The organism is Methanomassiliicoccales archaeon, from assembly GCA_038850735.1.
Classification (GTDB): domain Archaea; phylum Thermoplasmatota; class Thermoplasmata; order Methanomassiliicoccales; family JACIVX01; genus JACIVX01.
The window spans coordinates 58,033-78,492 of record JAWCLO010000009.1 but is presented as its reverse complement, the minus strand read 5'-3'; the positions used below and the strand labels follow the sequence as shown (position 1 = coordinate 78,492).

24 protein-coding genes are annotated in these 20,460 nt (G+C 46.5%); 21 read left to right on the top strand and 3 right to left on the bottom strand.

Features of this window, described 5'->3' with window-relative positions; translation table 11 throughout:
• The coding region (locus tag QW087_06735) for a hypothetical protein (GenBank protein ID MEM2944416.1) at window positions 1-285 on the top strand (285 nt) is incomplete at its 5' end.
• A 14-nt stretch (window positions 286-299) separates the two neighbouring features.
• On the opposite strand, the gene QW087_06730 is transcribed toward QW087_06735, so the two are convergent.
• A complete protein-coding gene (locus tag QW087_06730; protein ID MEM2944415.1) occupies window positions 300-659 on the bottom strand; it encodes a DUF1616 domain-containing protein in 360 nt (119 codons plus the stop codon).
• A 346-nt stretch (window positions 660-1,005) separates the two neighbouring features.
• A complete protein-coding gene (locus QW087_06725; GenBank protein MEM2944414.1) occupies window positions 1,006-2,331 on the bottom strand; it encodes a hypothetical protein in 1,326 nt (441 codons plus the stop codon).
• Between the two features lie 196 nt (window positions 2,332-2,527).
• On the opposite strand from QW087_06725, the gene QW087_06720 reads away from it, so the two are divergent.
• From QW087_06720 to QW087_06630, 19 genes are all read left to right on the top strand, one after another.
• Window positions 2,528-2,791, top strand: coding sequence for a hypothetical protein (locus QW087_06720; protein ID MEM2944413.1), 264 nt, complete (start codon window positions 2,528-2,530; stop codon window positions 2,789-2,791).
• Window positions 2,792-2,797: 6 nt separating this feature from the next.
• Window positions 2,798-3,322, top strand: a complete 525-nt coding sequence (locus tag QW087_06715; GenBank protein MEM2944412.1) for a helix-turn-helix domain-containing protein — start codon at window positions 2,798-2,800, stop codon at window positions 3,320-3,322.
• A gap of 337 nt (window positions 3,323-3,659) precedes the next feature.
• Complete coding sequence (locus QW087_06710; protein ID MEM2944411.1) at window positions 3,660-4,490, top strand: basic amino acid ABC transporter substrate-binding protein; 831 nt, start codon at window positions 3,660-3,662, stop codon at window positions 4,488-4,490.
• A 53-nt stretch (window positions 4,491-4,543) separates the two neighbouring features.
• Complete coding sequence (locus QW087_06705) at window positions 4,544-5,209, top strand: amino acid ABC transporter permease (protein MEM2944410.1); 666 nt, start codon at window positions 4,544-4,546, stop codon at window positions 5,207-5,209.
• A complete protein-coding gene (locus tag QW087_06700; protein ID MEM2944409.1) occupies window positions 5,206-5,934 on the top strand; it encodes an amino acid ABC transporter ATP-binding protein in 729 nt (242 codons plus the stop codon). Before QW087_06705 ends, QW087_06700 begins: the two co-directional genes overlap by 4 nt.
• A gap of 296 nt (window positions 5,935-6,230) precedes the next feature.
• Window positions 6,231-7,901: a biosynthetic-type acetolactate synthase large subunit gene (ilvB, locus tag QW087_06695; protein ID MEM2944408.1), complete on the top strand. Its 1,671-nt coding sequence runs from the start codon at window positions 6,231-6,233 to the stop codon at window positions 7,899-7,901.
• Complete coding sequence (locus QW087_06690; protein ID MEM2944407.1) at window positions 7,902-8,264, top strand: ACT domain-containing protein; 363 nt, start codon at window positions 7,902-7,904, stop codon at window positions 8,262-8,264.
• 95 nt (window positions 8,265-8,359) lie between these two features.
• Complete coding sequence (locus tag QW087_06685; protein MEM2944406.1) at window positions 8,360-9,277, top strand: branched-chain amino acid transaminase; 918 nt, start codon at window positions 8,360-8,362, stop codon at window positions 9,275-9,277.
• A 630-nt stretch (window positions 9,278-9,907) separates the two neighbouring features.
• The gene (locus QW087_06680) at window positions 9,908-10,813 is read left to right on the top strand and encodes a 2-oxoacid:acceptor oxidoreductase family protein (GenBank protein MEM2944405.1); all 906 of its coding nucleotides are present in this window, start codon (window positions 9,908-9,910) and stop codon (window positions 10,811-10,813) included.
• A complete protein-coding gene (gene porA, locus QW087_06675) occupies window positions 10,804-11,976 on the top strand; it encodes a pyruvate ferredoxin oxidoreductase (GenBank protein ID MEM2944404.1) in 1,173 nt (390 codons plus the stop codon). The genes QW087_06680 and porA overlap by 10 nt, the downstream gene beginning before the upstream one ends.
• On the top strand, window positions 11,976-12,950 hold the full coding sequence (locus QW087_06670) for a thiamine pyrophosphate-dependent enzyme (GenBank protein ID MEM2944403.1): 975 nt from the start codon (window positions 11,976-11,978) through the stop codon (window positions 12,948-12,950). The genes porA and QW087_06670 overlap by 1 nt, the downstream gene beginning before the upstream one ends.
• A 164-nt stretch (window positions 12,951-13,114) precedes the next feature.
• On the top strand, window positions 13,115-13,486 hold the full coding sequence (rpl7ae, locus tag QW087_06665) for a 50S ribosomal protein L7Ae (GenBank protein MEM2944402.1): 372 nt from the start codon (window positions 13,115-13,117) through the stop codon (window positions 13,484-13,486).
• A gap of 9 nt (window positions 13,487-13,495) precedes the next feature.
• Window positions 13,496-13,708 carry a 30S ribosomal protein S28e gene (locus QW087_06660; GenBank protein ID MEM2944401.1) on the top strand — a complete coding sequence of 71 codons (213 nt, stop codon included), beginning with the start codon at window positions 13,496-13,498 and terminating at the stop codon, window positions 13,706-13,708.
• 22 nt (window positions 13,709-13,730) lie between these two features.
• Complete coding sequence (locus QW087_06655; protein MEM2944400.1) at window positions 13,731-14,120, top strand: 50S ribosomal protein L24e; 390 nt, start codon at window positions 13,731-13,733, stop codon at window positions 14,118-14,120.
• Between the two features lie 5 nt (window positions 14,121-14,125).
• Complete coding sequence (gene ndk / locus QW087_06650) at window positions 14,126-14,578, top strand: nucleoside-diphosphate kinase (protein ID MEM2944399.1); 453 nt, start codon at window positions 14,126-14,128, stop codon at window positions 14,576-14,578.
• 227 nt (window positions 14,579-14,805) lie between these two features.
• Window positions 14,806-16,554, top strand: coding sequence for a translation initiation factor IF-2 (gene infB / locus QW087_06645; protein ID MEM2944398.1), 1,749 nt, complete (start codon window positions 14,806-14,808; stop codon window positions 16,552-16,554).
• Between the two features lie 221 nt (window positions 16,555-16,775).
• Entirely contained in the window at window positions 16,776-17,183 is a 408-nt protein-coding gene (locus tag QW087_06640; protein ID MEM2944397.1) for a 30S ribosomal protein S6e, read from the top strand.
• Window positions 17,180-18,415, top strand: coding sequence for a translation initiation factor IF-2 subunit gamma (locus QW087_06635; protein ID MEM2944396.1), 1,236 nt, complete (start codon window positions 17,180-17,182; stop codon window positions 18,413-18,415). Before QW087_06640 ends, QW087_06635 begins: the two co-directional genes overlap by 4 nt.
• A gap of 10 nt (window positions 18,416-18,425) precedes the next feature.
• Window positions 18,426-18,782, top strand: a complete 357-nt coding sequence (locus tag QW087_06630; GenBank protein ID MEM2944395.1) for a twitching motility protein PilT — start codon at window positions 18,426-18,428, stop codon at window positions 18,780-18,782.
• On the opposite strand, the gene QW087_06625 is transcribed toward QW087_06630, so the two are convergent.
• Window positions 18,779-19,603 carry a DUF2099 family protein gene (locus tag QW087_06625; protein ID MEM2944394.1) on the bottom strand — a complete coding sequence of 275 codons (825 nt, stop codon included), beginning with the start codon at window positions 19,601-19,603 and terminating at the stop codon, window positions 18,779-18,781. The two genes, QW087_06630 and QW087_06625, sit on opposite strands and share 4 nt — an antisense overlap.
• Before the next feature lie 188 nt (window positions 19,604-19,791).
• Between QW087_06625 and QW087_06620 the strand changes: the two genes are divergently transcribed.
• A complete protein-coding gene (locus QW087_06620; protein MEM2944393.1) occupies window positions 19,792-20,451 on the top strand; it encodes a DUF120 domain-containing protein in 660 nt (219 codons plus the stop codon).
• Window positions 20,452-20,460 lie beyond the last annotated feature (9 nt).

Below are 20,460 nucleotides of genomic sequence, written 5' to 3'. Positions count from 1 at the left end.
CATCCAATGGTCATTGCCGAGGAATTCATGTTGAATTCACCTTCCAATATCTCCTATCTAGAACGATTCTTCAATGATCATCCAGGATACAAAGAAAAGGATATCTATGTTCTCTGGGGAACATGGGATCTTGATCGACCTCTCGTCATGACGAAAGAACTCATCCCAGTTGATGATTATGCGTCGAGCCAGTATTTCAAGTGCGTATACCACGGTTACGCTGAGATTCTATACATATATCAATATATTGGCCCAAAAGAATTTAATTCGAATTATCAACAATGAGTAATAAAACAGAGTCATGTTTTTTTCTTTGGCCAAATCGTCTCCAGCTTCATTTTAGTCTGTTCAAACACTCCCTTCTTTCTCAAGATCAGGAGAATGATCCCAAGGACGGTTGGAATGGAAATAATAATGATCGTATCTTCGATCGAAGGACCAATGTCGGCGACGATATTTAGCAGAAAGGTCGTCAAAGGCACAAGAACGAGGGAAAGGGCAATTGATACGGCAATCCGCTCAATTGCGTGAAAGAACTTTGTCTGCGGAGAGTCGTCAGGCTTTCTTTCCTGCTCTAACAACAAATAAGACCACACAAATCCCGGGAGGAAAAATACTACAATTGTGCCGACGATGATCCGCAAAAGTTCTAAGATCATTCGGATTTGCATCGCAAAATCGATATTTTATAATATTGAACATCGTGGCAATTGAAAAGGTATTATGTAACCCTCTTCGCTAGTTTGCTTATCGTTGATTAGATATAAGCAATATCGGAATATCAGCATCAGCTGAAATTCTTGACTGCAAATTAAATTATAAAACGCCGATAGCCTGCAAATCTACAATATCACGACATCTTAGTGCATTAATGTTCAGGTTCTGGGCGATCTAGAATTCTCTCAACGGATGAATTGAAATTCTCTCTCCTGTATCAAGAAAGGAACAATAAAGTTGATTTATTCGTTCCAGAGTTCCCTTCACTTAACTGGTCTCAATTTTCGCCTATCCTCCTTTCTTTCTGGCGTGCAGTAACATTATGCCAGAAACGCAGACAATTGCGGTTGCAGCGACTATCGCAACAATGCCCACAGGCGACAAAATTCCTGCAATTATCGAAATGCTTTCGACTTCAATTACATGTGTTGAAAAGTTTGGAAGGTAGATTAAGACTTGAACTACGTCATCATTATGAAGCACGGTGTAAACAGCATCATCCAGTTCATCTCCGCTCGAAAAGAATACCTCGAGCGGATCAACAGATTTATTGATTGAAATTCCATCAATTCTCACAACCGTCTGATGTTTCTGGACGACTAAAGATTCCCTGTCAAATGTAAGAACTAACAGACGCCCTTCATGGTTTTCCGAGGACAACTCAAGCGCAATGCGGTTTACCGCTGCGCTCAAAACTCTGACCTGGAATCTGTGATCATACTGCATGATCTCGTAAGCCGCATCATTATTGCGTACAACAACAGAGACCTCGCAGCAGAGTCTATTCTGCAGAATCGCGTTAAAGAGCGCCATTTCGGCAACCATATTTCTACCGGGAACGATCGGCAACGCTCTGAACATCACATGGTCATTTTCTATTACCACATCGATGATCGTGTCATCACCGTCATGCCATGCCGAAATTTTACCGCAATCTGTTGAAATGATCCCTCTGAAATCGCCTTTGGAAATGATGACAGCCTCTTTTTTGTCATGCCCCCCGCCAATATTTGTCCCGAAAGTTCCTGTTATTGACACACCATCAGCGAGTCTAAAGGAGACTTGCAAAGGCGTGACATTTGCGACGACATGATACATACCCGTTGGGTTATCGTGAATAATCATTTGGATCGATTCATTTGCCACTCGAAATACGCTACCATGAACTACCGGACTTTCTGGCTCAAATTCAGATATCGTCACTTTCTTAAAGATATTGATGCTTTCGTTGCGTATCCTCAGCATGTAATCAATCACTTCGCCTGAAGATTCACTGTATAGAAAATCAACGAAGTAGCCGTCAGCCACACCATTGGAATACGTGAACGTTGAAAAGAGTGCATATTTTGCCCCTTCCCTCATCATATTTCTCGTCTGCTCATCTGATGGCGCATCGTCTCCGAAAAAGAAACCCGTTCCGTCAAGCCACATGTGCCCGGAATCGTTCTGATCATGTCCCCCAGGACCCAAGCCGTTGTGCGGCTGTTGTGTAGGTGACTGTTGCATCGTGCCGAATTCCTGGACACCATTTGCTGATGCAGAACTAAGCCCTCCAGACATGGTGAGCATGGCTACGATTCCACAAACGAGAAGACCAGAAATTTTCCTGGTCAAATGAAATTTCATAGAGCTTCTCTTAATTAATAACTCGCAGTTCTTAAGCACTTTATGGTTCAAGCATCGAACAGTTGTGAAACTTACCTTTCACCAAAACATTACAACATTTGGGATAATTGCAAATTACTGGGCTACACGAATTAACCGACAAAGTCTAATAAGCAGCGAGTTCTAATCCTTCTTGGTGTGATAGGTGACTCCGGTTGACTTATTTCTCAGAATTTGTCTACTTGGATTTTCAATCATATTGTCAATCGTTTCCCTACTAGCATTGAGAAAATATCGAGAACCTAAACTGGCAATAGTATCTGTAGCTTTCATCCTTTATACTGTCCTTTCAATACTCATCATTTCTTCGGAGTTCATTGGGATGGAAGAATTTGCCGTAGGTTCTCATGTTGTGATTTTCAATCTCGCAATCCTGCTTAGTCTTTACTTCGCGCTATTAAAGAGATGAGAAGGTATGGAAGACCCCCTCAACCTGGAAAGCAGGCGAAGAATCTATCAGTTCATAGCCAGAAATCCGGGTACATATTTGAGGGAAATGGAGCGCTCTCTTTCAATGCAGCCTGGTGTACTCTCATATCATCTTGATTTGATGGAGAAAAAGGGACTCATCAGATCGGAAAGTGATGGATACATCAAGAGGTATTTCCCCGCAGAGAAATTTAGGCAGAGAGATAGGAGGATCGTCTCATTTTTACGACAGCCTTCTCCTCGGAAAATTTTGATGCATCTATTAGTTAACGGATCCTCGAGTTTCCAGGCATTGATGAATGCCGCGGGAATTTCAAAATCAACGCTTTCGTATCACCTGAAAAAGCTCACAGGCATGGGTATTGTACTTGCCCAGCGGATGGAAAGGGAAATTTTTTACAGCGTGGAAAACCCCGATGAGGTCGCAAATCTGCTTATTACGCTGCAGGAGAGTCTCGAAAGCGACGCGGTAGACCGTTTTGTTGATATATGGAAGAAATTGAGCAAGTGAATGCCGAAAGGCACGATCAGGCATGTGTATGATATCACCAACCTTACACCTCATTCTCAGCTACACCTCCATCCATTGCATTGAAACTTCTAAAGATTCTTTGTATTTCAGGGAGGATGTTTCTCAATTCTGCAATCATCGAGGGATCTCTAATAACAGAATGTCGTATAGCTCTATCCAGTCATTAAACCTCATCGAAGGCACCATAGTAAAATGTCGTTGTTTTCAGATTTATTTAAAGTCCAGCGCAAATTATTCTACAGTGAGTTTAGAAAGGCGAATCGAATCCAAACATCAGGAGGGGTGAGAAAACAAATAATATACCAGAAACCCCATTTTGTCTAGATTATTCTCATCAGGGGGGAGATCGATAGAAACTAAAAGGAAAGTCTGGGTAGCGATTGGGGTCGTTGTTGTAATATCCCTCATCGCAACATCTTTTTCTGGATGTGTAGGTGCCCAATCGTCCATCGATGTCATAAAGAAAAGGGGAAAGCTCATTGTAGGAACCTCTGGCGGATTTCCACCATTTGAAGTCGTTAACGAAACAACGCAGCAGCTCGAGGGGCTCGATATCGATCTCGCGTATCGTATCGGCGAGGAACTCGGCGTATCTGTCGAAATCAGAAATATGGACTTCTCAGCACTGATTGGCGCTGTCAAGACAGGCATGATTGATATGGCCATCGCTGGCATGACGATCACTGAAGATAGGAACAAGTCGGTCGCCTTCTCGAAGCCCTATTTCAGAGCCGATCAGGCGATCATAGTCAAGTCGACCAGAACAGACATCAATTCGCCAGATGATCTTGCTGGGAAGAAGATTGCCGTGAACCAAGGGACAACGGGAGATTTTTGGGTGGAAGAGAATCTCGTAGCGACGGGAAAGGTTGCTCCCGAGGACGTCCATAAGTTCGGCTTCGCTTCGGATGCGCTTCTTGAACTCATCGCGGACCGCGTTGATGCCCTCGTCATCGATTCGCCAGTTGCTGAGGCATATGTCGCAAAGACACCTGGTATCAAGATCGTATCGACGGTAATCACGAACGAGTACTACGGCATCTGCATGAACAAGAATTCGGTAGAACTGCTTGAATTCGTTAACGATCTGATCGATGAAATGCAGCAATCTGGTGAAATGCAAACGCTTATCGATAAGTGGTTCTGAGTCGGGTTTCGACTCGACCACATTTTCATCAATTTCTCGAAATGTGATGCCCGATGGGTCTTGAGATAATCGCAAACAACCTCGATTTCTTTCTCAAAGGAGCACTTCTAACCCTCGAGATAAGTCTCTGTGCAATCGCGCTAGGATTCGCCCTTGGCGTACCCATGGGGCTTGCTAGGATCTCAAGAGTATTCCCCGTCAGGGCATTTGCAACGGGATACGTCGAAGCGCTTCGAGGCACACCGCTACTTGTCCAGATATTCATCATATATTTCGGTCTGCCGTCGATAGGTATATATCTCAACCCGCTCGTCTCCGGCATTCTCGCTGTTGGTCTCAATAGTGCCGCATATCAAGCGGAAATCATCCGCGGTGGAATTCAATCAGTGCCGAAAGGACAGATGGAAGCAGCGCGGTCTATGGGCATGACGCCCTGGCAATCGATGCGACATGTTGTTCTGCCGCAGGCAATGCGCCTCATCATCCCCCCGATGACGAACGAATTCATCATATTAATAAAGGATTCTTCCTTAGTGAGTGCGATTAGTGTATGGGAATTGACTCTCGTGGCAAAGGAATTAAACGCAAAGTATTTCGACCCCTTCACGATCTTTCTCTTCGTCGCAGTCGTTTACTTCGTCATGACCTACGCAACCTCGAAAATTATGAGGATTGTGGAAAAGAGAACGGCGATTCCGGGCTTCGGCGCAGGGGATTGATCGAGGCGGTCGATATCCACAAAAGATACGGCGAGCTGGAGGTTCTGAGAGGGATCTCTCTTTCTGTCGAAGCAGGAGAAGTTGTAGTGATCATCGGCCCCTCCGGCAGCGGAAAGAGCACTTTTCTTCGATGCCTGAATAGATTGACTGAGCCTACAATAGGGGAAGTCTATTTTGAAGGCGTGAGAATCACTGATCCCTCGATCAATATCAACAAGATCCGATCACAGATCGGTATGGTCTTCCAAAGCTTCAACCTCTTCCTTCACCTCACTGCAAAAAGAAATATAATGCTCGCTCTCACCGAAGTAAAGGGAATGGAGAAAGGGGAAGCTGAAAGAGTTGCATTGGATGCCTTGGCAAAAGTGGGTCTTTCGAATAAAGCCGATGCATACCCCGGACAGCTTTCGGGAGGACAGCAGCAGAGGGTTGCGATTGCAAGAGCGATCGCCATGAACCCCAAGCTTATCATGTTTGATGAACCTACATCGGCACTCGATCCTGAACTTATAGGCGAAGTTCTCGATGTTATGAAAGGTTTAGCTAAGGAGGGGATGACCATGATTGTGGTCACGCATGAGATGGGATTTGCAAGGGAAGTTGCGGATCGAGTCGTGTTTATGGATCACGGTGCCATTGTCGAAGAAGGGGACCCTTCGATCATCTTTACAAATCCCATTAACGAGAGGACAAGGATGTTCTTGCGCAGGATGCTTCACGAATGATTTTTTTAGTGTGAAAAAACTTGAATGCTCAGCTTCTTATTTACCTTCTCGATCACTTATTCTTCTCATAGCAACTGTTGCCAAAGCATCTTTTCAATAAAATGATATTCCAATTAGCGGCATGCGAAGAAATAACAATGTTTAAATAGAGTTTTTCCGATACCAAAATCCAATGAACGCTGCCCTCATATTCGTGAACTCTTCTCTTTTGGTCAGCGTGCAGGTTTTGGTCGTGTGATAGGGGACACGATCCTCGTAGGATGGTGCGTCCCCGTGATTGTTTGTGAGGTATTTGGATGAGAGGATCGGAGGCTATCATCAAGGTCTTGAACGAAGAAGGCATCAATGTCGTCTTTGGACTGCCAGGAGGGGCAATACTGCCACTCTATGACGAGCTGAGGAATTCAAATATAAGACACATTCTCGTGAGACACGAGCAGTGCGCTGCACATATGGCCGATGGGTACGCAAGGGTGCTCAAGAAACCAGGCGTTTGCATAGCCACATCGGGAGCGGGAGCTACAAACTTAGTTACCGGCATCGCAACGGCATTTCTTGATTCTTCACCAGTCGTCGCGCTCACGGGTCAGGTCCCTACTGGCATCATCGGCAACGATGCGTTTCAAGAAGCCGATATCTTCAGCCTCATGATCCCCATTACGAAGCACAACTTCCGAGTTATGAATTCAAAGACGCTTCTTGCCGATCTAAGGAGCGCTTTTACTATAGCCAGGACAGGACGTTGCGGACCCGTTCATGTCGATCTTCCGAGAGATGTCCAGATGAGCGAAGTTGACGACTTACCCAAGCCGACTTCCAACGCAAATGGAGTAAAGGAGAACCTTGTGGAATTACCCCAGGCGGTCGCACTCCTTGAATCTGCGCAGCGACCGTTGATCCTCGTTGGTGGCGGCGCTGTGTGGTCTGGGTGCGGCCAGGAGATTATGACACTAGCCGAAATGCTCATGGCACCAGTTGCAACGACCCTCATGGGCAAAAGTGCCGTCCCGGAGGATCACCCCCTTGTGCTAGGCATGGTCGGCATGCATGGACGCCGCGTGGCAAATTACGCACTTGAAGAATGTGATGTGCTTCTGGCAATAGGAACCAGGTTTAGCGATAGAATGATAGGTGAACCTTCATCATGCAAAACGAAGGTAATTCACATCGATATCGATTCAGCGGAAGTTGGTAAGAATGTGAGGCCGACAGTAAGCCTCGTCGGTGATGCAAGAAAGGTCATCAGGACGATCATCAATTCTATGCAGATCAGAAGAAAGAGCGGAGTCTGGGCAGAGCGCATGAGATCTCTAAGAAAAGCGTGCGCATGCGAACTTGATGTGGCCGATAACCCCATCAAACCACAGAAAGTCATATGCGAGCTCAACAAACTTCTTCCTGAGAATGCGATTATTACGACTGAAGTAGGTCAATGCCAGATGTTCGCAGCGCATTTCCTCGAGTGCAGGGGGAAGCGCACATTCATTACGGCAGGGGGATTGGGTACGATGGGATTCGGTCTCCCAGCGGCGCTCGGTGCGAAGATTGCCGCCCCAGATAGGGTTGTCGTGGATGTTGCTGGTGATGGTAGTCTCTTGATGGTGTGTCAGGAGCTTGCAACAGCAGTTGAAGAAAACATCCCCATATTTATTTGCCTTCTTAACAATGGCCGTCTCGGCATGATTAAGCAGTTGCAGACACTGTATTACGGTAGGCGCTACTTCTCGATGGATCTTGGATCATCTCCTGATTTTCGCAAACTGGCTGAAGCGTTCGGTGTGCGTGGGGCGCGGGTGGAGAATCCTAGCGATCTACCAAGCGTGATCGAGGAAGGAATAAATTCTGGAAAACCATTTCTAGCAGACATTCATGTTGATAGGGAAGAGGAAGTCCTTCCTGTGACCCTGAGGACTGCAAACGGTACACAGGTATACCAAGGCAAATGCGCATGGAAAGGGGTGTGTTAGATGGAAGTTATCTCAATGATCGTCAACGATCAATTTGGTGTTATGCAGAGGGTAATGGGAGAGTTCACAAGGAAGAAAATCAACGTCGAGACCATCGTGGTCGGCAAGTGTGAATTTCCTGGCAAGGCGAGAATCGTTCTCAGTGTGAAGGAGAGGAAGCAGGCCGAGCAAGCGGTCGAAAGACTTGCGCGGCTTCAAGATGTAATCGAAGTTGAAATCATAGATGAATCAAGGCACGAAGCCTATGCGCTCGTTGCAAACTCATTTGGAAAGGCAAGGCTGATTGGGAGCATTGAGGAAGTTGACAATATCATCGAGATAACAAAGCCTGCGAAGTACATTAAGACAATGAATGCGCTCTAAACAACCCAAATGCCGCAGTTTTCGATGAATAATTTAAACAATAGGTTTGCTATTCCCTATCGTTCAGTGTAGTCTTTCTCGTCGGAGGAAATGAGATGGCTTCGAACGGCAAAATATGGATGGACGGTGAGCTAGTTGATTGGGACAAGGCGAACGTTCACATACTCACGCATGGGCTTCACTATGGTGGCGGCGTATTCGAGGGTATAAGGATATACGAGACGCCAAGAGGTCGTGCAATCTTCAGGCTCCGCGATCACATGATGAGATTCCTCGATTCTGCGAAAGTCATCGATCTGAAAATTCCCTATACGCTGGATGAGCTCTGTGAGATTGTAAAAAAAACTGTTAGGGCGAACGATCCAAGGGTCGATTACATCCGACCAATAGCCTATTACGGATCTGGGACTGTCGGTCTAAACCCTATAAAGCTGCCGACAAGAGTCGCCGTCGCCTGCGTTTATATGGGTCCTTATCTGGGCGCGGATAAGGCGAAAAAGGGTGCAAAAGTAATTACTTCTTCTTGGGAAAAGCCGTCGAACAGGGCAGCAGCGCTAAATGCCAAGATTTGCGGCAACTACATCAATTCGGTTCTAGCTAGGCTCGAAGCGGTGAAGAGGGGCGCGGATGAGGCAATCATGCTCAACGCTGAGGGAAACGTGGCGGAGGGAACAGGAGAGAACATTTTCATGGTGAAAAAAGGCCAGTTGTTTACTCCGGGGATGGCTTCTGGAATACTGAGGGGTATTACGCGAGATTCTGTAGTTGAGATTGCGTGCGATCTTGGCTATGAGGTGGAAGAAAGAAACATCACGCGATCAGAACTTTACGTGGCCGATGAGGTGTTCATGACAGGCACGGCCGCAGAAGTGATGCCAGTCTGTGAAATTGATGGAATGGTCATAGGCGGTGGGGCACCTGGACCAATCACTCTAAAGCTTCAGCAAACGTTTTCTGAGGCGGCGAGGGGAATGAATCCAAGGTACTCTAATTGGCTCGACTTTATTGATTGAAGTCTAATCATCACCACTTTATCTTACTCTTTCGAACATTTCTATGCGTTCACAGCTTCGAGGGAAATCTGGTCTCTCAAACTTATCGATCAGTACTTAGGGTGGAAGAAACTGGCAATTTCGTGTTGGCAGAATCACCTGGTAAGTAACTCGAAAGTGCAGAGCGTTCACGCAGATAAGTTCGGATCAAATTTCGAGGTTTTGCATTTCAATTTTTTGGTTGTGGGAAAACTAGTATAATTAGGAACATATTGTCTATTAGCAAAAAATAGAGGGATATTGAAGTGATGTGTCCTGTCTGCGGTTCTGTCAACGTGTCACCCGAGTTCAAGCTTTCGGAGCACGAAGTCTACTACTGCTGTTGTTGCGGCTCTCATTTCATTAATAATAAACCCATAAGAGAGTGGAAATGAGGGCTTGTGAATTGACATCAAGAAACAAGCGACCATGTATCATTTAATATGGTTTATTTTTCGAATTTAGGAGCAATCCTTCGATTTTATCCATAAATGAAAATCAGTTGTCTCGCAAACAGAGACCTGATTGCTGGATAAAGGAATTTTAGAGCAAATAACCGTAGAATCATATACTGGCAATTCCGTAGTAAATACTGAGCATTGGAGTGAGACCGTGTACGAGATTCGTTTTCACGGAAGGGGTGGTCAGGGCGCCGTTATGGCTGCCCAGGCTTTGGCGGAGGCGGCCGTTTTAGAGGGATACTTCGCACAGGCATTCCCCTATTTTGGCGCGGAAAGGCGAGGTGCACCTGTTCGCGCCTTTGCAAGAATCGACAAGGAAAAGATCAGAGTGAAATCGCAGGTTTACGAGCCAGATATACTTGTCGTTCTAGATGAATCGCTTTTGGAAATCGATCCGGTAGGTGAAGGACTCAAACCCAGCGGCAAGGCCGTTATTAACACCACGAAGATGCCTGAAGAAATAGATCTCGGTGTCGAGGTCGAATGTGGGACTGTCGATGCCACCGGCATTGCTCTAGAGTCGATCAAGGCGCCAATAGTCAATACTGCAATACTCGGTGCCCTTGCCCGTGTTTTCGATGTCATTTCGCTTGAATCGATCCTTAACGCCATAATGAACAGGTTTGGTGAGAAACTAGGTCACCAGTCAGGAGTGATGAATGCAGAGGCCGCCAGGATTGCGTATCTGAGGACGAAAATCGGCCGCTGCAGTGCACGGAGGCAATTGGCAAAGACAAAGGTATGGCTTCCTGCATGGTATGAAATTCCTCCGGGCAACGCTCTTCCACAGCACGCTATTGAAGGAGTGCTAATCGGCCCTGGGAGCATGGTTCAAAATTATACGGGCACGTGGAGAACGCAGACGCCCCATTATACCAAAGATAAGTGCATCCGATGCCTTCGGTGCTGGTTTTCCTGTCCAGAAGGTTGTATTGAACGAATGGAAGATGACTATGAACGGTGGGACTACCGTTACTGCAAAGGCTGTGGAATTTGTGCTCAAGTATGTCCTGTTAACGCGATAGAAATGATTAGGGGAGTGCACGAATGGCAATGAAAGTCATAAGCGCAGATCACGCGGTTGCGTATGGTGCGAAGCTTTCAAGAGTCGAAGTCGTTCCGGCGTTCCCCATCACGCCACAGACGCTTATAGTTGAATTATTGGCAGAACTCATCAATGATGGTGAGCTCGACGCTCATTTCATGCCAGTTGAAAGTGAACATAGCGCTATGAGCGCTGCTATCGGGGCGAGCGCAGCGGGTGCAAGGACATTTACCGCTACTTCCTCACAAGGTCTCGCCCTCATGCACGAAATGCTCTATGCTGTGCCGCAAAATCGGCTGCCTATCGTTATGGCAAATGTCAACAGGAGCCTCGGAGCAGCATCAGGGATTTGGGTAGAATACAATGACTCGATGCCAGAAAGAGAGTCTGGTTGGTTGCAGGTGTATATCGAGGATAACCAGGAAGCTCTTGATATGATTATTCAGGCGTACCGCATCGCAGAAGATCGCAACGTGATGCTGCCGATCATGGTTTGTTTGGATGGTTTCGTGCTTTCGCATACAGTAGAACGTGTTGATCTGCCAGATCAAAACCTCGTGGATTCCTTTCTTCCGAAATTCAGGCCCCTTCATGTGCTTGATCCAGATGAACCAGTCACGATGAATCCGATTGCCCCTCCAGAATATGCCATGGAAATGCGTTATCAACTCGACCGGGCCATTGAGGGCGCCAAGTCCGTCATTAATGCGGTAGACCATGAGTACTCATCTTTAACAAGTAGATCATATGGCGGTTTGATCGATTCCTACCATCTGGAGGATGCTGAAATAGCATTGCTGACGCTTGGCACGGTGACGAGCACCGCAAGGGCGGTTGTTGACTATTTGAGGGCCAAGGGAAAAAAAGCAGGTCTCATCAAGTTAAGATTCATCCGCCCCTTCCCCGCAGAGGAACTCAAGTTATTCGTTAGAGATCTCAAGGCCCTCGGCGTTTTTGACAGATCTCTCTCATTCAATGGTTACGGCCCCGTGTTCACCGAAGTGCGAAATGCCCTTTACCAGGAGGGAATTCCAATCACAAATCATATCGCGGGCCTCGGAGGAAGGGATGTGAGTTTCAAGGAAGCTTTGGAGATGTTCCAGGTAATCGAGAAAAATGCCGGGAATGAAAAGGGAATGGTATGTTACTGGCATGGCCTAAGAGGAGGTAGTTGATGCAAGAAAAGGAGATTAGGACGATAAAAGATCTGTCGCGAGAGGAATTTCTGACAAAAGGACATGGGGCATGTCCAGGATGCGGTGTTGCGGTGGCAGTCAAGAATATTGCGAGAGTTCTAGGAAAGAATACGATCATTTATGTCCCCGCAAGTTGTCTCATCGTCTTTACTGCTCTTTATCCCTCATCTGCTTTCAAGTGGCCTTTCCTTTACACGGCCTTCGAGAATACTGGTGCAGTTATATCCGGGATAAAGGCCGCTCTCGAGCGTAGGGGTAAACAAGGGGTAACAGTTGTGGGCATGGCTGGTGATGGTGGCACGTTTGACATAGGGCTTCAAGCACTATCCGGTGCTGCGGAGAGAAATGACGATGTGCTCTATGTATGCCTCGATAATGAAGCTTATATGAATACCGGCATCCAAAGGAGCGGAGCTACGCCGTTTGGTGCGTGGACTACAACTTCCCCGGTAGGTAAAAAGATCCAAGGAAAGCGTGAGTTCAAGAAGGATCTGGATGCAATCGTTGCGGCGCATGGAGTTCCGTACATGGCAACGCTTTCAATTGCCCATCCAAACGATTTCGTGCGTAAAGTGCAGAAGGCTAAGATAACGAATGGATTCAGGTTCCTACACGTTCTATGCCCGTGTGTCCCAGGTTGGAGGAGCGAAGCGTCGAAAACCGTTGCCATCGCCCGATTGGCCGTCGAGACGGGAATGTGGACACTTTATGAGATCGACCATGGAGTCGAGAAACTCACATACAAGCCGCGTGAGCTTGTACCAGTCAAAGAATATCTTCAGTTGCAAGGACGTTTCAGGCATATGGGCGAAGATGATATCGAGAAATTGCAGAACTGGATTTGTGAGAAGTGGAGGAACCAATTCTACGAAGAGGTCCCCGTCCCACCCTGCAAGCTCGAGAAGGTGAAAAAAGAACTCATCCTGGACGAGGATCCTCTTCACGGTCCGTGATATGAGTACCAGAACAAATGTGCAAGATACTAATCAACCTCAATACTGGTAAGCCGCGTCTTTCGATCGACAAACCTTTTATATTCCTTTCCCTTTGTGCTCGTTTGCTCTTCAGAGCCGATGAATGATGAAGATGTGTGCAACATCTGAAGGAGGTTATCATAATGCCAAAACCGATTCATGTGAGATTTGAAATGCCAAAAGAACTTCAGGAAAAGGCCTACGAACTAATTGAAGTCGCGAGGGATACTGGTAAGGTCAAGAAAGGTTCCAATGAGGTTACGAAACTCGTTGAGAGGGGTGAGGCTGTCTTTGTAGTAATGGCAGAAGACGTTCAGCCACCGGAGATCCTTGCCCATCTGCCCCTCCTTTGCGAAGAGAGGAATATAATCTACGCCTACGTCCCTAGCAAGGCCGAACTCGGAAATGCGTCTGGACTCGAAAAACCAACGGCTGCCGTTGCTGTTGTGGACGTGGGCAAGGGGAAATCGCTCTTAGAAGGTCTTACTGAACAAATAAAAAAATTGAAAAAGTAGGTGCGAAGGATGCCAGAAGATGAGAACATTCCTTCGGAAGTCGTTGAGATCATCGGAAGGACAGGCATGACCGGCGAAGCGACGCAGGTCAAGGTTAGAGTCCTTGAGGGTCGTGATAAGGGAAGAATCATTACAAGGAACATTATGGGCCCTGTCCGAGTCGGTGACATCCTCATGCTGCGTGAGACTTCTAGGGAAGCCCGAAAACTCACGATCCGGTGAGCGGTTGCTGGGGGCATGAACAATGGTCGAGCGAAGAATCTGTTCATTTTGTGGTCACGAGATTGAACCAGGTACGGGTAGAATGTTCGTCAAGAAAGACGGAACGATCTACATGTTTTGCACGAGTAAATGCTATAAGAACATGGTTTTCCTGAAAAGGGTTCCAAGGAGAACTGAATGGACACTTGTAGCCCAGCGCGAAAAGCAGACCGTGAAAAAAGCGTCAGAGCCTGCTGTGGACAAAGAAGAGGGTGAACAGAAGGAAGGCATGGGGGAAGAAGCTTCTGTTCCTCTGAATACGGCGGAAATGGTTGAACAAGGCAATGAGATGCCAAGCGCAGAGAAAATAGAGCGCAAAGCAAAAAAGATAAGAAAATCAGCCGAGAATCCCGAAATGAAGAACGGATCGTGATAGGGATGATTGAACGGACATTTGTCATGCTTAAGCCTGATGCGATACAGCGTGGACTCATTGGCACGATAATTAGTAGACTCGAGGCGCGTGGATTCAAACCTATCGCAATGAAGCTCATGCACATTCCAAGAGAATTGGCAGAAAGACATTATGCTGAGCATAAGGGCAAGAGCTTCTTTCCTGGTCTCATTGACTACATTACCTCTGGGCCCGTGCTGTGCATGGTCTGGGAGGGCGAAAACATAATCACGGCGTTAAGAACGATGATGGGGAAGACTAATCCGCTGGATGCGGCACCGGGAACAATAAGAGGGGATTTTGCGCAGATAACTGGACGAAATCTTATTCACGGATCAGATTCACCCGAGTCCGCGAGAAGAGAAATTTCGTTGTTTTTCAACGAGTATGAGCTCCAGGATTATAAGAAGACAATCGATGCTTGGATATATGAGTGAAATTCCTAGATGATTATGGAATGTGGTTTTTATTTTTAATTCAATTCACTTCTTCAATTTGTCCTGAGCAAAATAGTCTTAAATTTGTTTTCTCCCTTCAATGTTTTATTGAGACAGTTGAAACTACTGAAGTGAGGTGTTGTTAAGCCAATATTGTCTGGAATGTTATTGTCTAAGTAGAAGAGTTTGGGAAAGATTCTAATAAGATTTCCAAGATGCGATAGTCGATGGCCCTAAGGCAACCAATTGTGAGCGTGCTCGGCCATGTCGATCACGGAAAAACAAGTCTCCTGGATTATATCAGGGGAAGCACTGTCGCATTGCGCGAGGCAGGCCGCATAACGCAGCACATTGGAGCCACTGAGGTGCCAATCGAACACATTTATGAAAAGTGTGCAGCCCTTCTTGGTAGCAGGAAATTTACCGTTCCCGGGCTTCTCTTTATTGACACACCAGGTCATCAATCTTTCACAACGCTCAGAGCTAGGGGAGGATCGCTTGCAGATCTCGCAGTCTTGGTCATTGATGTTGTCGAGGGTCTTAAGCCACAGACGCTCGAATCGATAAGCATTCTCAAGAGGTATAGGACACCGTTTGTTGTGGCTCTCAACAAAATCGATCTCCTAGAAAATTGGATTTCGCATCCCCACACTCCTTTTGTTCTTTCTATACGCAATCAAACAGATGAAGTGAAAGCGAGAATCGATGAGCGCGTCTACACAATTTCCGCTAGACTTCACGAAGAGGGTCTCTCCGCCGAGCGTTACGATCGCATTGAAGACTTCACCAGGAATATCGCGATTGTTCCCCTTAGTGCAAAAACGGGGGAAGGCGTACCCGATTTGCTGCTCGTTCTTATCGGTCTTGCTCAGAAATTTCTTGAATCTGAATTGAGGATTGAAACCGGTCCAGCAAAGGGTACGGTACTTGAAGTAAAGGAGGAGCGGGGTCTTGGACCTACGATAGATGTAATCATTTACTCTGGTACGCTGAGGCGCGGAGATAGGGTTGCGATAGGTACTTCTGGAAAGCCTTTAGTTACTAAGGTCAAGGCGATTCTCAAGCCCAAGCCTTTAGATGAAATCAGGGATCCTAGGGAACGCTTCGATTCTGTTGATGAGGTTTCAGCTGCAGCTGGAGTGAAGCTTACATGCCAGAGCCTGGACGGCGTAATCGCTGGTGGGCCCATCAAAGTCATAGCAGGCAATGAGGACGAGATCGTCGGGGAAATACAAGAAGAAATGAGGGTAGGCATTGAAACAAAAGAAGATGGCATAATGATCAAGGCTGATGCTATAGGGTCCCTTGAAGCCCTGGGATTTGAGGCGCAGAATGCTGGAATCCCAATAAGAAAATATGAAGTCGGAGATATTTCTAAAAGAGATATTGTTGAGGCATCAGCAACAACCGAGCCTTTCTATCGCGTCATTCTCGGATTTAACGTCAAGGTGCTGCCTGAGGCAAAGGAAATCCTTTCAAATTATCCCGTCAAAATTTTCCTAAATGATGTAGTTTATAGGCTGATCGAGGAATACAACAAATGGGTGGAAGAGCAGAAAAGAGTATGTGAAGCTGATAAGCGCGCAAAATTCTCTTTTCCAGGCAAAATCAAAATTCTCCCGAATTGCGTTTTTAGGATGAGCAAACCCGCAATAGTCGGCGTGAGAGTCCTCGCAGGAAGAATCAGACAGGGACAGTCGCTAATCAATAGGGATGGAAAGGAAGTTGGCAAGATCAGAAGCATAAGATCGGGTGAAGAAGCACTCAAAGAAGCGATTGCTGGAAGCGAGGTGGCAATTGCAATCGATGGAGCAACCGTTGGAAGAACCATCGACATTGAGGACATTCTCTACGTGGCGATCGAGGGGTCCAAAGTCAAGGAACTCGAAGCTCTCGGTCTCAATGAGGACGAAAGGATGGTTCTCGAGGAATTTATCGCAATAATGAAAAAACAAGATCCGTTCTGGGGGATCTGAAAAATTCTTTGGGCAAATTTCACCGCTCACGAATATGCTTCTAGATTTGTTAACAAACGATGTGAATTTTTTTTCACCCTCACTAATATGGACGACTAAGGATTTCAGTGAGGCAATGATGAGGAAACAGTGTTCATGAATCAGTGCCCCAGCTTTACGCAGTTGACCAAAAGTTATTTAACGGGAACTACATTAGGGCGAATACTCAACAGGTGTTCAGAATGGTCGAATTCAAGGCTGTCATTAACGATGCAAAAACTGGAAAATCATATCAGGTGACGGTCTCAGGCCATCATGCAAACTCCCTCATCGGCAGAAAGATCGGTGAGGTCATCGATGGCATATTCGTCGGACTTCCGGGATATAAATTGACTATCACGGGAGGAAGCGATAAGGACGGCTTTCCGATGCGAAAGGACATACCGGGCGTTAGAAGAGTTAGAGTATTGCTTTCCGCTGGAAGTATCGGTTTCAAGTCCGGCGAGAAAGGCGTCAGGAAAAGGAAATCGGTTCGCGGAAATACTATTTCACCTGAAATTGTCCAGATCAATATGAGAGTCGTCTCAAAAGGAGCAAAACCGATAGAGGACCTCATTAAAAAAGAAGAAAAGAAAGAGGAGACTAAATGATCGTACCGCAGCAGCCTGAGGTCAACATTGGAATGATAGGACACGTTGACCACGGAAAGACTACGCTGACGAAAGCGCTCACCGGTGAGTGGACAGATCGGCATTCCGAAGAAATCAAGCGTGGGATTTCCATCAGGCTGGGATATGCGGACGTGGCATTCTATAAATGCCCCTCTTGCGACCCCCCAGCTTCTTATGGTATTGACAAGACGTGCAAGCATTGTGGGGGAGAAGCGGAGTTCCTCCGAGCGGTTTCTTTTGTCGATGCGCCCGGTCATGAAACATTGATGGCAACGATGCTTTCTGGTGCGGCTCTGATGAATGGTGCGCTGTTACTCGTCGCTGCGAATGAGCGTTGTCCGCAGCCTCAGACGAAGGAGCACCTCATGGCGCTCACCATCATCGGCGTTGAGAAAATTATTATCGTGCAGAATAAGATCGACCTCGTGACCAAAGAAGAGGCTTTTGAAAACTACAAGCAGATCAGATCCTTCGTTAAGGGTACGATCGCTGAAAATGCGCCGATCATCCCAGTGTCTGCACATCATGACGTGAATATCGACAAGCTCATCGAGACCATCGAGAAGTATATTCCTACTCCAAAATTTGATGCTAGCAAACCGGCGCGAATGTACGTAGCAAGATCCTTTGACATTAATATCCCTGGATCTTCCCCTGAGGAACTCAAGGGTGGGGTGCTTGGTGGAACCCTGATACAGGGTCAATTGGAAATTGACGATGAAATTGAGATAAGCCCTGGCAGGAAAATCGAAGGAAGCGGCGGAAAGGTCTCATGGGAACCTTTAACCACGAGCGTCGTATCGCTTCATGCAGGTGGCACACCTCTTGAGAGGGCAAAACCGGGTGGACTCATTGCGATAGGCACGAAGCTCGACCCATCTCTCACGAAGTCAGATGGCCTGACTGGGCGCATGATCGGTGCGCCTGGCACCCTACCTCCGATTATTAGTAAGTTTACAATGTCAACGCACCTTCTCGAAAGGGTGGTCGGAACGGCTGAAGATCTGGTTGTAGACAATATTCGCACGAACGAACCGCTGATGCTCAGCGTGGGTACGGCGACAACTGTGGGAATCGTAACAAGTGCGAGAGAGTCTTCTTGCGAAGTTTCCCTTAAGATCCCAGTATGCGCCGAATCGAATCAGAGAGTGGCAATTTCAAGGAAGATCTCAGGGAAATGGCGTCTTATTGGATATGGAATCATTCAGTGATCGTGGCAAAATGCAAAAGGTTGTTCTTGACACAAACGCACTCCTCATGCCTTTTGAGTGCACAATCAATTTGGATCTCGAGCTTAAGCGCCTTGTTGGCAACTGTGAAATCCACGTGCCTACATCAGTTATTGAAGAATTATCAAGATCTCACAATAAATACGCAAAAGCGGCTTTGGAACTCGCAGGGAAATACATCATAGACAAGACCAGCCGTTGGGGGGACGAAGCTGTCATTGAACTTGCTACAAATCTTAATGCTTACGTTGTGACGAACGACAAGAATCTTATTTCGAACTTAAGTTCCCGCGGCATTAAAGTCATTTTGCTCCGCTCGAGGAACCATCTTGATTTCTATCTAGATTAGATGAGGGGATGCGGGCAGTCTTCCCCTCGGTCATCTTCATTAGTTTTGTGAGGAATCATTGCGAGTCGTTCAAGCATCAATGCCTTGCCGAATTCCGTTGCGGCATAAACTGGGATTTTCCTCCCTACTGCAAACAGCGCTCTCTCCGCTGCGACTTCTCTTACCCACCTTGAGGCGCACGCGGTGACTATATCGCATGCGTCGAAGAATCTTAATGCATCATCCTTGCTGGCGCCAGTTGTATGGACAGCAAAAATTGCAGCCCTTTCGCCAAATCTAACTCTTATTTTACTCGCCTCGTCCGCTGAAACGACCGTTACGCCTATCTTGCGAAATCCAAGTCTGTCTGCAAGGCAAACGCCCTCAAACTGATCGATTTTGCCGCTCCTGGGATCAAGAACAAAATCTCTGCCCAGCGCGTTGATGATTTCGGAATACGGGGTTGTTTCGATGACGGCAGATAGTCTTCCCCCAATTCCTTGGATGAGTTCAGGATCGCTAACAACAACGGTGCCGGCTCCATCACAAACCACAACAGCGCAGTCGAGCATGTTTTTCGACACGGCCATAGCAATGATTTCTGACACACCAAAGCTTAGGAAATCTTTAATGCGGAGTTCCCTGTGGGGCGTGCACATTCCGAAGCTTTTCATTCTGAATTCGATGTTGTCTTTGACAGCACTGCTATTTATCTCTTGGATTCCTCTATATTTTCTGAATAAAGGACAGTAACTGACAAGCGGTTTTCCCACATCAGTTACCTTTCCATCTTCAATCACGACTCTGGTTTTGCCCATTGCTTCAATAACATGCCTATTCATGCTAGTACCTAAAGGTTAAGACATGAGTAGTGTCAGAATTAATATTTTATCGGTCTTTCAATGGGAATGAGCCGTAATTCCTTAATTCCATGAAAGAATTAAATATCGCAATCTAGAATCGAAGATTAGCGCATCAGGTATCTATTCATTGTGACTTTGATTGAGGAATTGCCTGGACGGTTGAGATCATGGATGAGAAGGTAGTTGCTGCACTTCGCAAGATCGCGGTGCTTGGTGGACTTCGCGATTACATCACGATTTCTTCGAGGGAACTTGGTGAATCATTAGGTATGAGCCAGCAATCAGCCTCCAAGCGTATCCTGGAATTGCTAGATCTTGGGCTCATCCAGCGGGATTTGGGAGCGAGAAAGCAGCGGATCAAGCTCACCGAGAAAGGAATTGAAATATTGAGAAACGAGTACATTGAATATCAGCGCATTTTCGAAATGAAAGATCACGTTATGATACGAGGCATCGTCATAACAGGCATGGGAGAAGGACAATACTATGTTACCCAGCCTGGTTACATGGAGCAGTTTGAAGAGAAACTTTTATTCAAACCTTACGATGGAACTCTTAATCTGAGAGTTCACCCCGGCGATCTTCCAAAACTCGAAGCCCTGAGGAAAAGCGGGGGAATACTCATTAAGGGCTTTGAGAGAAATGGAAGGACTTTTGGTGAAGTCAAGGTATATAAAGCATCGATTCAAAACATTGACTGTGCTGTCGTTATTCCCAGCCGGTCGCACTATAATGATGTAATGGAGATTATATGCAAGTATCATCTTAGACGCACTCTTGGACTGAAGGATGGGGATGCAGTTGAGGTGCGAGTTTCAATTATCTGACAAATTCCC